Origin of the sequence: Streptomyces chattanoogensis (assembly GCF_001294335.1) — a bacterium.
Classification (GTDB): Bacteria; Actinomycetota; Actinomycetes; order Streptomycetales; family Streptomycetaceae; genus Streptomyces; species Streptomyces chattanoogensis.
In genome coordinates, this window is the sequence record NZ_LGKG01000163.1 from 56,284 (window position 1) to 70,464 (window position 14,181).

A 14,181-nucleotide genomic window follows, 5' to 3' on the forward strand; every position below is an offset into this window, starting at 1 on the left:
ACATGCATCTCAAGGGGGTCACCGGACATGAGTGAACAGTTCGTCGGCGCGGGCTGGACCTTCCCGCTGCGCACGGACGCGGGCGGCGGTATCGCGCTGGCCCGCCGCGAGCGCGAGGTCGAGGAGTCGATCCGGCTCGTCCTGGCCACCGCGCCCGGGGAGCGCCCGATGCGGCCGGAGTTCGGCTGTGCCGTCCACGACATGGTCTTCGCTCCGGTCAACGAGGCGACGGCCGGCCGCATCCGCTACGAGGTGCGGACCTCGCTGGACCGTTGGGAGCCGCGTATCGAGGTCCAGGACGTCGAGGTCACCCCGGCGCCCGACGATCCATCCGTGCTGTTCATCGACGTGCGCTACAGCGTCCGCGGCACCAACAACCCGCGCAGCCTGGTCTTCCCCTTCTACGTCATCCCGTCCACGGAGAGCCCGGAGAGCGAAACCTGATGGCCCTGCCCGCACCCCATCTCGACGACCGTCGCTTTCAGCAGTTCGTCGACGACGCCAAGCGCTATATCCAGCAGCGCTGCCCCGAGTGGACCGACCACAATGTCTCGGACCCGGGAGTGACCCTCATCGAGGCCGTCGCGCACATGGCCGACCAGATCGTCTACCGGCTCAACCGGGTGCCGGAGAAGAACCATCTGGCCTTCCTCGACCTGCTCGGGGTCACCCTCTTCCCGCCCTCCGCCGCCCGTGCCGACGTCACCTTCTGGCTCTCCGCCCCGCAGGCCGAGCCGGTCGTGCTGCCCGCCGGGACGGAGGTGGCCACCGGCCGGACCGAGACCGAGGAGGCGGTCGCCTTCGCCACCGAGGACGATCTGACCGTCGTGCCCTGCGAACTGGCCGCCGTACTGCGGCAGGAGGCGGGGACCACCCCCGAGGACTGCGGCCAGGATGTCTTCGGCGGCCGCGATGTGGCCGTCTTCGCGGCCGCACCGCAGCCGGGCGACACCCTTCTGTTCGGCCTGTCGGCGGCGGTGCCGCGCTGCGCGGCCGTGTTGCGGCTGGACAGCCGGGTGGACGGGGTCGGCGTCGACCCGCGCCAGCCGCCGCTGCGCTGGGAGGCGTGGACCTCCGACGGCTGGACGGAGTGCGAGGTCGAGGAGGACTCCACCGGCGGCCTCAACCGGCCCGGCGAGGTCGTGCTGCACATCCCGGCCGGGCACATCGTCTCCCGCGTCGGCAGGACGGATGCGGCGTGGCTGCGCTGCCGGGTCGTCGAGGCCGCGCCCGGCCAGCCGTTCTACAGCGCCTCACCGACCGTACGGTCCGCTTCCGCGTTCACCATCGGGGGCACGACGACGGTGGCGCACGCCGAGGTGGTGCGGGACGAGCCGCTCGGCGAGTCCGCGGGAGTGCCCGGCCAGCGGCTGCGCCTGGCGCACGCACCCGTCGTCGCCGACCGCCCGCCGCTGCAGCTGGAGGTCTCGGACGGGGACGGCTGGCAGAAGTGGCAGGTCGTCGCCGACTTCGCGGCCTCCGGACCGCAGGACCGGCACCTCACGCTGGAGGAGGCGACCGGCGAGATCGCCTTCGGCCCTTCGGTACGCCAACCGGACGGTTCGGTACGGCAGTTCGGTGCCGTACCGGTCAAGGGATCGGTGATCCGGGCCGCGCAGTACCGCACCGGCGGGGGGCGGTCGGGCAATGTGGCGCGCGGGGCGATCCAGGTGCTGCGCAGCTCGATCCCGTACGTGGCGCGCGTGGAGAACCGGGAGGCGGCGCGTGGCGGGGTCGACGGCGAGACGGTGCACGAGGCGAAGGTCCGTGCGCCGATCGCGCTGCGCGCGCAGGAACGGGCCGTGACCGCCCGCGACTACGAGGAACTGGCGCGGCGCGCGGCCCCCGAGGCCGCCCGGATCGCCTGCCTCGCGGTCGATCCCGCCGAGCGCTCGACGGGCGCCGCGGGCGCCGACCCCACCAAGGTCGGTGAGAACGCCGTCCGGGTCCTGGTCGTCCCCCAGGCCGTCCCCGACCGCGGTGGCCGGCTCCGCTTCGAACAGCTGGTGCCGGGTGACGAACTCCTGGGCCGCGTCACCCAGTTCCTCGACGAGCGCCGTCCCCTGGGCACCCGTCTCGCGGTCGGCCCGCCCTTCTACCAAGGCGTCACGGTCGTCGCGACGCTGCACTCCTTCCGGGCCGCGCGGGCAGACCGCGTACGGGCCGAGGCCCTGGACGCGCTCTACGCCTACCTCGACCCGCTGACCGGCGGAGCCCATGGCGACGGATGGCCCTTCGGCCGCCCGCTGCGCTCCGGCGAGATCTTCGCGGCCCTGCAGCGCGTGCCCGGTGTGGAGCTCGTCGACGAGGTGCTGCTGCATCCCGCCGACCCGCTCACCGGCCGCCGCGGCGACGCCACCGACCGCATCGAACTCGCCCCGTCCGCGCTCCTGTTCCCCTTCGACCACCGCGTCCGTGTGATCGAGGCACGATGAGGGGCACACCGGCGGGGATGGCCTCCCCGCACCCACTGGGCGGGCAGCTCCCCGCCGTCTACGCCGACGACGACTTCGCCCAGCGTTTCGTCGAGGGCCTCGACGTCGTCCTCGCCCCTCTCTTCCACGTCCTGGACTGCCTGGAGAGCTACTTCACGCCCGCCCTCGCGCCCGAGGACTTCGTCGACTGGCTGACCACCTGGGTCGGCACCGAACTCGACGGGACGGAACCGCTGGCCACCCGCCGCCGCGCCGTGGCCACGGCCGTCTCGCTGCACCGCGTACGCGGCACCCGGCGCGGCCTGTCGGAAGCCGTCCACCTGGCGTTCGGGGTACGTCCGGAGATCACCGAGAGCGGCGGTGCGACCTGGTCCGCGCGCCCCCTCGGGCCCTTCCCGGGATCGCCGCGCCCCGGCCTGCGGGTGACCCTGCGGGTCCGCGACCCCTCCGCCACCGACCCGCACCGTCTGCACGCCGTCGTTGCGGCGGCCCGCCCCGCACACCTCCCTTTCACGGCCGAGGTGACCCACCTGCTCACCCCTGAAGGAACCTGACGCATGCCCACCCACCACACCACCTGCCCCGACTGCGGCGCTCCGGCCCCCCAGACGGACCAGTCCTTCTGCGACTCCTGCGGAGCCTTCCTGCGCTGGGACCGGCCGGCGCCGCCGGCGCCCACGGCGGGTCCGGACCGTACGGCCGGCCCGGCGCATCCGGCTCCCGCGGTCCCCGCCGCGAACCGCCCGGAAGCCACCCCCGGTCCCGGCGCCCCGCACCGCCCTGCACAGTCCGACGCCGCCACCACGCCCACCACACCCACCACGCCCCCGGCCTCTCCCCCACCTACTGCTCCCCCAGCCCCCGCCACCGGCGACGGCACGCGATCGGCCGCCGTCCCGCAGCAGGGCGCCGCCCCGGACGGCCCGGCCGGCCCGCACCGCCAGGAAGCCCCGGACGCCGTCCCCCCGGCCGGGCAAAGGGGCGTCTCCGACACCGGCATCCGTGCCCTCCTGGTCCCGGTACCGGGCTCCTCCCCCACCCCGCCTCCCGAGGCGCCCGGCGGTGTGCTGCCGGGCCGTCCCGAGGCGGCCCGGCCCCGGGTCCGTACCCCACAGGCGGCCCCACAGCCGGACGACGGCGCACCGTGCCGGAGCTGCGGGTCGCTCAACGCACCGCGCCGGCACTTCTGCCGGAGCTGCGCCAACCCCCTCACCGACACCGCTCCCGAGTCCGCCGAAGGCCCGTACGCCGGGCAGCGGCCGCGGCTGCACCGCGACCGCACCCGGTGGATCACCCGGGCAGTGGTGGCGGCGGTGATCGCGGCCGCCGTGGTCGGGGGAATCTTCGGCGGGCCGCCGGCCGCGCGAGCCATACAGGACCACTTCGCGAAGCGCGTCCCCGTACCCGCCACCAGCTGGAAGGCCTCGCACTCCGACGCCAAGCACCACGAGAAGCTCGCGTTCGACAGCTACTCCAACACCTGGTGGGGCACGGGCTATTCGGGCAACTCGGACGGCCAGTACCTGGAGGCCCGATTCGGCCAACCCACCGACCTGCTCAACATCCTCATCACGCCCGGAGCCACCGCACGCACCCCACAGGCCGCCGACCCGGCCCGTCCGCGCGATGTCGATCTGATCGTGACCGACTCCGCGGGCAAGCAGCACCTCTCGCACCCCCGGCTCAATGACGGCGGGGTACAGCGAATCGATGTGGCCGTACGGGATGCGATGGCCGTACGGCTGGTACTGCACACCGCGTACGGCGCCGCGGACAGCAAGCAAGTGGCCGTCGCCGAGCTGGAGTTCTTCGGCCGGTCGGCATGATGCCCCTTCTCCCGGTGCGTGGCTCACCGCACGCACCGGGAGAACCGCGCCGGAGGTCCGCCGGGACAGGCCAACGTCAAACGGTGGGGCGACGGCCAAGGCCGCACTCAAGCCCTGAAGCCGGTTCGCCGAGAGGTCACCGCGCCACGATCACGGCATAGGCGATAAGGAACACTGCGCAGAGCACGGCGATGATGCCGCGGATGATGACCGGGCCCGCGGCCCGGCCTCTGGTCTGTTCGTCACGGGGTCCGGTTTCGCTCCACCACTGCCACTGGACGGCGCCCCTCTACTCGACGACAGTAGCGTTTTCCGCCAATGGACCTGTCGCGCGCCGGCCCACAGCCGTGGAGCGGGTCCGCCGCCGGGGGCGACCACACCCGTATCATGTAAGAGCGCCTTGTCGGAGAGGGAACACGCCCGCAGGCGCAGAGAATGGCACAGGGCAAGACCGGAGTCCGTCCCGCACGAAGTCAGCCAGGACAGCTGCCAGGAAAACCAGCGCTGGGCGGTCAAGCAACCGCACCATGAGGCCAAAGCGCAGCGCGCGGCCCGCCGTGCTGCGGTGCCGCGTGCCTTGCGGCAGGCGGCCGAACAGCTCCAGGAATTTATGGGGACGCGCCCCCGCCTCCGCATCCGGCTCCGCGGTGACCTCGACGCAGGACGCCCGGCAGGTGGGCGAGGCAGATCGACCGGCGCACCCAGGACCCCGGGAAGCCACCACAGGCGTCGTTCACCAAGTGAACAAGCGGCCGCCTTGCGACGACAGGGGCGAGCCGACGAGAGGAGGCACCGTGACTGTGGTGCCGCAAGGCGGAGGAACCCTTTCCAGAGGCGTCGGAGGAGGCAGCACCGGAAGCCTCTACGACATCCTCGATCTGATCCTGGACCGTGGTCTGGTCATCGATGTCTTCGCGCGGGTGTCGTTGGTGGGCATCGAGATCCTGAAGATCGACGCCCGCATCGTTGTCGCCAGCGTCGACACCTATCTGCGCTTCGCCGAAGCCTGTAACCGCCTCGATCTGGAGGCCGGACGCAAGAAGCCCCAGGAGCTGACCGACCTGGTCGGCGAGGTGACCGAGGGCGGCTCCCACGGCAAGGCCAAGGGCGCCCTCAGCGGAGCCGCGGAGGCGGTGGCCGACGCTCTCAAGGGAGGACAAGAGGACGACGAAGAGTCCGAGGAGAGGACGGAAGAACCTGTGGAGAAGCGAGAACGGCCGGCCCGCCGGCCGGTCCGGCGCCGGAAGGACTGAGCCATGGCCGTGTATGTCTACTCCATCGTTGCCAGCAAGCATCCACAGCGCCTGGACGACCTCGACGGGGTGGGTGATCCACCGACCGCCCTCCGCGCGGTGACCAGCGAGAAGCTGACCGCAGTCGTCAGCGACGCCCCCGAAGAGCTCCGGCCCAAACGCCGTGATCTCGGCGCTCATCAGGCCGTTCAGGAACGACTGATGGCGGACGGCACGGTTCTCCCGCTTCAGTTCGGCTTCACGGCTCAGGATGACGACGAAGTACGGAGTGTGCTGGCGGAGCGCTCGGAGGAGTTCACCGAAAGGCTGCAGGCACTGGAGGACTGCGTCGAGTACCACCTGAAGGCCGCCCAGGACGAGGACGCGCTGCTGCGCCAGATCCTGCTGGACTCCGACGAGGCGCGAGGGTTCAACGAGCAGATCAAGAGCGGCGCCCACAGCCCTGACTTGCCGCTCGCCCTCGGTGAACTCGTCGCCAAGGAAGTACAGGCACGCCAGGACCAGCTCGCCCTCTCGGCCCTTGAGGCGCTGCGCGGCTTTGCCCGGGACGAACGCGTGGCGGAACCGACCGGGAACGACTTCCTGAGCGTGTCCTTCCTGATACAGCGGGACAACGAAGACGGCTTCCGTACCGCGGAGAAACAACTCGCCGATGAGCTGGGCAGCGACTTTGACCTGCGGTTGCGCGGACCTCTGCCCGCCTACAGCTTCGTATGACCGGGCGGGGCGGTATCCCCACCCCACACCCAAGGAAGCCACACAGTCATCTCGTCCCACACAGTCATCTGGCCCCACTTACCGCGACGGGTCGGCGGATCCCGGCTCCCAGGCAAAGGCCAATGAGCGCCCAGGCAGACGGTCTGCCCGGCGTGGTCCCTGACTCGCCCTCGCAGCTCCCCTGCCTCGCGCACGTGTGTCATGGGAGGTGGAATGGAGAGGGTCGGGCGGTCATCCAAGGCCGGCCCGACGACCGATAGCGCACCACAAGGAGTCGGCATGCCTGCAGGGTCGAGCAAGAAGCGTGAGCGCCAGTACGAGCACATCAAGGAGAGCGCCGAGGAACGGGGCGAGTCCACCAAGCGGGCAAAGGAGATCGCCGCCCGCACCGTGAACAAGGAACGCGCCCGCGCCGGCGAGTCGAAGACCGCGAGCAAGGTCTCCACGCAGGACCCGAAGTCCGCCTCGCAACGCGGCGGCGAACGCTCCCACAGCGGAGCACAGGGCCCCACCAAGGACCAGCTCTACGAGGAGGCCAAGAAGAAGAACATCGAAGGGCGTTCCCACATGAGTAAGCAGCAGCTCCGCAACGCCCTCGGCCGCTGACCACCGCGTCACTGCGAGCCCGAGAAAAAGCGGCATCATTCGACATCCAACGGCATGTGCAGGATCTGCCGGGCCCGACGTCCTCACTGCACGGGACCCAGTTCCCAGCCCGTCGCCTCCTCTGGTTGGCATCGCCGCCAGATATCACGTCGGGGACCCGGTCCGGGCTGGTGACCGTCCCCTCGGCGATCTTCGCCACGGGCGTGCCTGCGCGGACAGCAACACCGCCTGAGCCCCTCTCCAGGCGCCCTCGTAGTCATCGATCTCCCGCACCCGCACCCGCACCCGCTCGGCCACGTGGAACAGTCTGGGCCACACGCGCCGGCCGGGGACGAACTCCGGCCGGCGCGCCGAGGACCGCGAGTCGTGTCAGCTCAGATGCCTGGCGAAGAACCGCAGCGAGCTGTCCACTTCGAACGACGGCACGTCTCCGTGCTTGCCGGGGTTGGCGTGCAGCGTCTTCTCATCCGAGGCCAGGGCGTCGAACAACGCCAGGCTCTGGTCCCGCGGGACCATCTGGTCGTCCCACTGGACCAGGAACTGCACCGGCACGGTGATCCGCGCGGCACCCTCGGCCAGCCCGTACACACCGAGCAAGCCCAGCACCGCGGCGCGTATCCGGGGTTCTGCGGCGATGAGCGGGATGCCGAGCCCGCAGCCCATCGACATGCCGCAATATCCCACCGGGCCGACGCCGACCTGGTCGAGGCGCTGGACCTCGGTCAGGACCGCCTGCCAGTCCGCGACGGCCTGACCCGCCAGATGGCTGTGCATACCGGCGACCAGCGCGCCCGGATTCTCACCGGCAGCCATGCCGGCCCGCATCTCGCCCGCGATCCGGCCGAACTCCTCGTCCTCGGGTCGGTCGCCGTGGTTGGGCGCGTCGATCGCGACGACCGCGAACCCCTCGGCGGCGTAGCGGCGCGCGCGGGACACGGTACCGGGGGCCGTCTTGTGCTGTCTGCCGCCGTGGCCCAGCAGGATCAGGGGACGAGTGCCACAGGCGCCTTCGGGCGTCCACAGCACGCCGGGGATCTCGTCGAGGGTGAAGAACTGTTCGGTGACGCCATCCGATGACGTCCGGGAGGTGAAGCGCATCAGCGTTTCAAGCCTTTCGGGAATGCCTTGTCCGGGCGCTCCCTAGCTAGGCCATGCAAAGGAGGGAGCCCCGACGTGTCACAGTGTTGATCGGTCTCACCTCCTCGAATGCGCAATGGTGCACGGCGCCGCCGAAGGTATCACGAAGATCATCACCGGACGGCGCCCACTGTGGGGCTCCGTTGCCGCCGACTCACCCAACGCTGACGCAAACTCCCACACATCACACTCAGCCCGAGCCGGATCGTCGACCTTGTCCGCACCACCCTCGTCACTCAACGGGCGCTGGGGTGTTCTCCATTGAGAAAACCTCGGTTGGCGTCGCGCCGTCGCCGCACTGCCGCCTGCCCGGTCACGCAGGGTGACCCGGGGCGGGGCAGGACGTATCGAGGACGGGGCGACACCGGGGCGCACGCCACCACGCTTCACGTGACCTGCGCCATTTCGCCTGATAGATCCCGCACCTAGGCTTCCGCACGCCCGGCATCGCGGGCCGGGCCCCCAGCTCCCGTGACATCCGCCCTGCGCCGCCGGAGAAAGGACACCGTGCGTTGTCCGCCGATATATCGCCGGTCATAGCCTCCACCGCGCACTGGCTGCTGCGCTCCTACCCCGTGACCGGCGGCGCCCTCGACACTGCCCTTGCGCAGGCCCAGGCACAGCAGGCAGCCACGGTCGCCGCATGGCTGCGCTATCCCACGGCGGCGGACGCGGCGCTGGTCGCCCTCGTCGGCCCTGGCGGCTCGGCCCGCCTGGACTGGCTCACCGGGGCCGACGCGTCCGGGCCCGACGCAGCCGGGGAACCCTGGCGGAGCTGGGTCGACGAGGTGGTGGCCAGCTGGGCGGCCTGCCTTCTCACCACACCCACGCTCGCCGACAGGGCGGTGACCGCCCTCGCGGGATGTGAGCACGCCAGCGGCGTCCCGATCGACTTCCGCCGGCTGACCCGCCCTGACGAGGGCGATCGCCGGGCGGCTTCACTGCTGCGCCACCCGGACCTCCTCGGCCCCGTCGCCGATCTGCACCGCGCCACGCTCGTCCAGCTCCTGCAAGGCGAGCAGTCCGACGCGGACTGCGCTTAGCGGTCGGGCGGGCCTTGCACCGGGCGCCCCGTGGGCCCGACTCCCAGCGTGACGCACAGCCCCTTCAGCTTCGCTTGCTGCTGCCGGTATGGCTGACCGACATTGCTGACACGCCGTCACAGGCCACGTGGGTTCCGTCGACATCCGCAGCAGTGTCCGGTGGCTACCAGCACGGAAGCGGACAAACCCCTCCCCCGAGCCACCAGGCGCCGACCGGGGCCCAGGTTGCAGGCACCTCGATACCGCCCCACGGTGGACTGATGGTGCACATCGGATACACGATGTTGACTGAGCAAGCCGGGCCACGGGATCTCGTCGAGCACGTGGTGGGGGCCGAGCGAGCCGGCTTCGATTTCTCGGTGACCTCCGACCACTACTCTCCGTGGCTGGCTGCCCAGGGCCACTCGCCCTACGCCTGGAGCCTGCTGGGGGCCGCCGCGCAGGCAACCACCCGTATCCCGCTGATGAGCTGTGTGACCTGCCCGACCACGCGCTACCACCCCGCCGTCATCGCCCAGAAGGCGGCCACCGTGCAGCTGCTGTCGGAGGGCAGGTTCCGGCTGGGCCTGGGCTCCGGTGAGAACCTCAACGAGCACGTCGTGGGGCAAGGCTGGCCGCCGACGCCGGTACGCCTGGAAAAACTGGCCGAGGCGATCGAGATCATCCGGGCACTGTTCGGCGGCGGCGCGGTCACCCACCACGGCACCCATTTCGACGTCGTGAACGCCAGGCTGTGGGACGTACCGGAGGTGCTGCCGCCCATCGGGGTAGCCGTGTCGGGCGACCACTCCTCCGAAATCGCCGGACGCCTGGCCGACCTGGTGATCGCCACCGAACCCAGGGCGGATCTGATGGACGCCTTCGACCGGTACGGCGGCCGGGGCAAGCCCCGGGTCGGCCAGCTGCCGGTCTGTTACGGCCCCGACACGGACGCGGCGATCGCCCGGGCCCACGACCAGTTCCGTTGGCTGGTGGGCGGCTGGAGGGTCAACGCCGAGCTGCCGGGGCCGGCCGCGTTCGAGGGTGCCACCCGGTATGTACGTCCGGACGACGTCGCCGAGGCGGTGCCGTGCGGTGACGATATCGGTCGGTTCGTCGAGGCCGTACGGCCCTACGTGGACGCGGGTTTCACCGAGGTCGCACTGCTGCAGATCGGCGGCGACCATCAGGAGCCGTTCCTGCACTGGGCCGAGACCGCACTGCTGCCTGCGCTCCGCAAGCTGTGACGGCGCCGTGCCTGAGCGCCCCTCCGGCCCCGCGGCGACTGGCGGCTCTTGCGCGCGTGCGCCAAGGAGCCGAACGCAGGGGCCGAACGCTGCTGTGCTTCCGCAAGGGCGGCCCGCCGAATGGGCGTGCTCAGCAGCGAGATGATCGGGCGGGCATGCGCTCAGGAGAAGATCGCATGCACCTGATCGACCGCTTCAGGCCCGTAGCCAACCGTACCCACGGGGACCGCACCGTCGATCGCCTCGATGATGCGACCGGCCCACACCGGCCCGAACCCCCCGCACAGCTCAATCAGCTGCACGCCTTCGCCCACCAGACGGCGAGCGGCCTCGATCGCTTCCTCAGGCTTCTCCACCCCCACAAGGACCGTGCGGCACTTACCGGTGTTCACGACACTGACCTCGCCGCCAACGGCACTGCCAGCCGCCGTGTAGATGAATCCCCAGTGCGAAAGCGCCATGTGCACGGTCCCCCTGTGGTAGTCGAAGCCACCAGCCAAGCAGAAGCGGCGCGGGGCGTCCTGGGAACGGTGGTGACACCGCGAGTGATCCCCGCCTCACTCCGGCATCCCCGACTGGTAGGAACTGGTCCGGTAGCGGCTGCGGAATTCGGCCAGCAGCTCATCGGTGACTTCGGCCCCTGCGCTCACCGCGGCGTGGACATCGCGGAAGTAGTCTTCGTAGCCGGCAGGAGTGTAAAGGCACAGGGCGCGCGCCGGCACCGAGCCGGCGTTGCGGAAGCCGTGCGGGGTACCGCGCGTCGCAGCGAGCAGATGCCCGGCGCCAACCGTTACCTCACCGTCCCCCGTGTGGAGGGTCAACTCGCCCTCGAGGACGTAGAAGTACTCGTCGTGCCCATCGTGAACGTGCGGCCTGGCGCCGATGACTCCGGGGGCCAGACTGAACTCCTCGAAGGCAAAGTGTCCGCCCGTGTGCTTGCCGGTGAGCCGGAAGAAGTGCGCAACACCGGCGACGTCTATGAGCTCACCGTCCTGGGGACGACGCAGCAGCGGACGGGCGGGAATCTGGGACTGATCATCGGTCATGGAGGCATTGTGGCGCAGGCATCGCCGGATGGGCAGGAAAGCCGCCGAGGGGTGAGCAATGACATTCAGCGGTCCCCCGGCCGCTCCGCAGGCAGTCCGAGATTCACCAACGCCCCATCCTGGCGGCTCAGTTAGCTCCAGTCTCAGCTGCAGAAGGGGCGCAACAGGACCTCGGGGCATGCAGCGCGGCCCCCTGCCAGGGCCGCGAGGGCCGGCCGTAGGCACCGGCTCCGATCACCAGGTCCGATCACCAGTTCCTTACCGCCCCACCTGGGTCTTGCCGGATGCAGCACGCCACCACCACAGACACCTGGCGACGCGGTCAGCCGCGGCGGGAAGGGACGCCACACAGCGCGTGGTCGATGAGCGCGCCGGTCGCCTGGTTGAGCGTCGGAAGATCGGCCGGGGCGGCCGTCGCGATGATCGAGACAGTCACGGCTCGCCGGCCATCGACGGCGACCGCCGGGCGGGTGTAGACGCCAAGACCGTCGCCCTCGTGCATGAAGTAGGAGCCACCGCACGCCAGCGGGATCTTCCGGAGGCCGAGGCCGTACGTCCCCCTGGTTCAGGTCGGCGGTGGTGCTGACGACGCCGGAGTCAGCGGTGTGCTGGAGGCTGTGGCCGGTCACGTCCGTGCGAGCGTCGTCAGGGGTAGTCAGGTTCACCGTGACATGCGGTCCGGTGAGGAACGGGTCGAGCCCGGGGAGGCCGGTATATCCCGCAGGCCCAGCTTTGCGATCACGTGCCGGGCCAGCTTGAACCGGCGGCCTGACCCCAGCTGAACCAACGGACACAATCAGCCTGAGCTACCTACTCCACCGCATACAGCAGGTTGTACTCAGCGCCTTCCGCCCTGAAGCGCAGACTGCGCTCGCCAGGCGTATCCGTGATCCACTGCTCCCCGAGCCTGCCATCCCCGCCTGATTCGCCGACCTCCCCGAGAGAGACGGCAATCGTTCCCGTGAAGTCGCAGTCGTACTTGACGGTGTACATCCGGTCTCCCAGCACCGTCCCATTCCACACAGTGCCACGATTCTGGACAACAAGCCTCGGCTCGTCGAAACCGCTCCAGCCCTCAGTCGTGACGCACTTGAGCTTCTCCAGATAGAGCTTGGCCATACCGTCCCCTGTGCAGGATCCTTCGCGACACTTCACATCCTGCCGAGCCGCAATAAACGATCACTAAACGGTCTGGTGCGGTATTCGCCGCCAAGGCAACACCCTCGCCCGGGGAGGGCGACGCATCGCTGTAGCCCTCGTCAGAGCAGCCGGTGCGCCCCGGCACCGCCAGCCCCTAGGCTGACCAGCCACACGCCGCCCGCCGGTGGCGGACGCCGGATGTACGACGATCGGTGCGTGGTCCCGCATCCTCCCACCGTGCGACGGGGCCCCGCGGCCCGCCGGTCATAGGATGCCGAGCTGTGTGTCCGGCCCCGCAGCCCCCGACGGTGAGAGCGATGGGTTCGCGTCTTTGCCGATGCTGAGCTGCACGACCCGGTCCGGGGTGGGGGATGGACGGCCCGCTGTTACGCCTCGCGCTGCTGAGCGATGACGATGGCCTCGCGGGGCTGAGCGCTCTCGTTGGCGAGCTGAACATTGTGGCTGGTGAGCGAGTTGATCTCTGTTTGGCGACGACACCGGTGGATGCCGTAGCGGAGTGCGTAGGGTCGTCGGCATGGCACTTCGACCTGTGAATGTGAACATCAAGGCGCTCGACGACACGGCGGTAGGCCGGTTCTGGGCGGAGGCGCTCGGCTGGGGCATCTCCAGCGAGGCACCTGGCGTGACCAACGTCGAGCCCGGCGACGGTTTCGTCTGGCCGGACGCGGCCGCCGTCTGCATCGACATCGTCACCGTCCCGGAACCCAAGTCGGCGGCGAAGAACCGTGTGCACCTCGATCTCGCCACCACCTCCGCGGCCCACCAGGCGGAGCTGGTCGCGCGCCTCCAGGCGCTCGGTGCCAAGCCGGTCGACGTGGGCCAGGGCGACGTACCGTGGACGGTCCTCGCCGATCCGGAGGGCAACGAGTTCTGCGTCCTCGACCCCCGGGAGATCTATCAGGACACCGGGCCGGTCGCCGCGGTGGTGGTCGACTGCCTGGATCCGCGGGCCATGGCCCGGTTCTGGGGCGAGGCGACGGACTGGACCCTGCACGAAGTGACCGACGATCATGCGGTGTTGCGCTCTGCCAAGGGTGTCGGCCCGTACCTGGAGTTCCTTCGCAAGCCCGATGCGAAGACCGTGCCGGACCGCGTTCACGTCGACCTGCTGCCGTACCCCGGTGACGACAAAGCGACAGAGGTGGCCCGGCTGCGGACCCTCGGCGCCACCGACCTCGACCTCGGTCAGGGCGACGTCCCGTGGACGTGCCTGGCCGACCCGGAGGGCCACGAGTTCTGCGTCCTCGCCCAGTCCTGACATAGAGCCTTGACGACACCCGACACGTGAGCCCGGTCTGCTCGTGCGCCATGACTCGGGTGGGTTGGGTTGCGGTGTCTCGGTCGATTCGGGCGCCGAGAGCTTGCGTGCAGGGGGACGAGATCAGCCCGCTCGCCAACCGCAACACTCAACTCGCCAACGGAAGTGCCCAGTCACATCTCCACGGGTATCTACGCGGCAGGCAGCCACCTCGGCGTACTACACCAGGTCGCTCGGCCCGGAGGCCCGAAGATGCCACGGTCCGTAGCCCTGCGTGCGCCCCACGTGGCGTCGAAGGGTTGCCGCGGCCGCATAGAGGGCCGCATAGAGAATCGAATAAATATTCACCCGCACGGGTGGACTCGTATCGATCGAGGACGGACTTCAACCGGGTGGGTATCGCGGCCATCGGCCCGCGACAAACTGTCGCTCCTGCACGACCGGGCCCCAGTGTCGACCGGGAGGGAGCTATG

Annotated in this window: 15 protein-coding genes and 1 pseudogene; 10 read left to right on the forward strand and 6 right to left on the reverse strand. The window is 70.2% G+C overall.

What is annotated here, in order from left to right; genetic code table 11:
• Positions 1 to 27: 27 nt before the first annotated feature.
• Genes ADL29_RS29945 through ADL29_RS29960 form a run of 4 tightly spaced genes read left to right on the forward strand, consistent with a single transcriptional unit; the run spans position 28 to position 4,261 of the window.
• On the forward strand, positions 28 to 444 hold the full coding sequence (locus ADL29_RS29945) for a GPW/gp25 family protein (RefSeq protein WP_053926683.1): 417 nt from the start codon (positions 28 to 30) through the stop codon (positions 442 to 444).
• Entirely contained in the window at positions 444 to 2,435 is a 1,992-nt protein-coding gene (locus ADL29_RS29950) for a putative baseplate assembly protein (protein ID WP_053926684.1), read from the forward strand. Before ADL29_RS29945 ends, ADL29_RS29950 begins: the two co-directional genes overlap by 1 nt.
• Positions 2,432 to 2,989: a phage tail protein gene (locus ADL29_RS29955; RefSeq protein ID WP_053926685.1), complete on the forward strand. Its 558-nt coding sequence runs from the start codon at positions 2,432 to 2,434 to the stop codon at positions 2,987 to 2,989. The genes ADL29_RS29950 and ADL29_RS29955 overlap by 4 nt, the downstream gene beginning before the upstream one ends.
• A 3-nt stretch (positions 2,990 to 2,992) precedes the next feature.
• Entirely contained in the window at positions 2,993 to 4,261 is a 1,269-nt protein-coding gene (locus tag ADL29_RS29960) for an NADase-type glycan-binding domain-containing protein (protein ID WP_053926686.1), read from the forward strand.
• A gap of 136 nt (positions 4,262 to 4,397) precedes the next feature.
• Here ADL29_RS29960 and ADL29_RS46135 read toward each other — a convergent pair.
• A pseudogene (locus ADL29_RS46135) lies at positions 4,398 to 4,511 on the reverse strand (DUF6480 family protein); the annotation flags it as partial.
• A gap of 544 nt (positions 4,512 to 5,055) precedes the next feature.
• On the opposite strand from ADL29_RS46135, the gene ADL29_RS29965 reads away from it, so the two are divergent.
• The 3 genes from ADL29_RS29965 to ADL29_RS29975 all read left to right on the forward strand — a co-directional run bounded on the left by ADL29_RS29965 (position 5,056) and on the right by ADL29_RS29975 (position 6,837).
• Positions 5,056 to 5,514 (forward strand): gas vesicle structural protein GvpA, encoded by a 459-nt coding sequence (locus ADL29_RS29965; RefSeq protein ID WP_078971393.1) that lies wholly within the window; start codon positions 5,056 to 5,058, stop codon positions 5,512 to 5,514.
• A gap of 3 nt (positions 5,515 to 5,517) precedes the next feature.
• Complete coding sequence (locus tag ADL29_RS29970) at positions 5,518 to 6,231, forward strand: GvpL/GvpF family gas vesicle protein (RefSeq protein ID WP_053926687.1); 714 nt, start codon at positions 5,518 to 5,520, stop codon at positions 6,229 to 6,231.
• Positions 6,232 to 6,510: 279 nt separating this feature from the next.
• Positions 6,511 to 6,837 carry a hypothetical protein gene (locus ADL29_RS29975; protein ID WP_053926688.1) on the forward strand — a complete coding sequence of 109 codons (327 nt, stop codon included), beginning with the start codon at positions 6,511 to 6,513 and terminating at the stop codon, positions 6,835 to 6,837.
• 369 nt (positions 6,838 to 7,206) lie between these two features.
• On the opposite strand, the gene ADL29_RS29980 is transcribed toward ADL29_RS29975, so the two are convergent.
• Entirely contained in the window at positions 7,207 to 7,935 is a 729-nt protein-coding gene (locus ADL29_RS29980) for a dienelactone hydrolase family protein (RefSeq protein ID WP_053926689.1), read from the reverse strand.
• A gap of 551 nt (positions 7,936 to 8,486) precedes the next feature.
• Here ADL29_RS29980 and ADL29_RS29985 point away from each other — a divergent pair.
• Together ADL29_RS29985 and ADL29_RS29990 are read left to right on the forward strand one after the other, a co-directional pair.
• Positions 8,487 to 9,017, forward strand: coding sequence for a hypothetical protein (locus ADL29_RS29985; RefSeq protein WP_053926690.1), 531 nt, complete (start codon positions 8,487 to 8,489; stop codon positions 9,015 to 9,017).
• A gap of 260 nt (positions 9,018 to 9,277) precedes the next feature.
• Positions 9,278 to 10,243, forward strand: a complete 966-nt coding sequence (locus ADL29_RS29990; protein WP_053926691.1) for a TIGR03557 family F420-dependent LLM class oxidoreductase — start codon at positions 9,278 to 9,280, stop codon at positions 10,241 to 10,243.
• A gap of 161 nt (positions 10,244 to 10,404) precedes the next feature.
• Here the strand turns inward: ADL29_RS29990 and ADL29_RS29995 are convergent, their stop codons facing one another.
• From ADL29_RS29995 to ADL29_RS30010, 4 genes are all read right to left on the reverse strand, one after another.
• Complete coding sequence (locus ADL29_RS29995; RefSeq protein ID WP_053926817.1) at positions 10,405 to 10,704, reverse strand: DUF6506 family protein; 300 nt, start codon at positions 10,702 to 10,704, stop codon at positions 10,405 to 10,407.
• 96 nt (positions 10,705 to 10,800) lie between these two features.
• On the reverse strand, positions 10,801 to 11,289 hold the full coding sequence (locus ADL29_RS30000; RefSeq protein WP_053926692.1) for a cupin domain-containing protein: 489 nt from the start codon (positions 11,287 to 11,289) through the stop codon (positions 10,801 to 10,803).
• Positions 11,290 to 11,611: 322 nt separating this feature from the next.
• Positions 11,612 to 11,791: a hypothetical protein gene (locus tag ADL29_RS44675; RefSeq protein WP_053926693.1), complete on the reverse strand. Its 180-nt coding sequence runs from the start codon at positions 11,789 to 11,791 to the stop codon at positions 11,612 to 11,614.
• 308 nt (positions 11,792 to 12,099) lie between these two features.
• Positions 12,100 to 12,408, reverse strand: a complete 309-nt coding sequence (locus ADL29_RS30010) for a hypothetical protein (protein WP_053926694.1) — start codon at positions 12,406 to 12,408, stop codon at positions 12,100 to 12,102.
• Positions 12,409 to 12,964: 556 nt separating this feature from the next.
• Here ADL29_RS30010 and ADL29_RS30015 point away from each other — a divergent pair.
• Positions 12,965 to 13,708 (forward strand): VOC family protein, encoded by a 744-nt coding sequence (locus tag ADL29_RS30015; RefSeq protein ID WP_053926695.1) that lies wholly within the window; start codon positions 12,965 to 12,967, stop codon positions 13,706 to 13,708.
• Positions 13,709 to 14,181 lie beyond the last annotated feature (473 nt).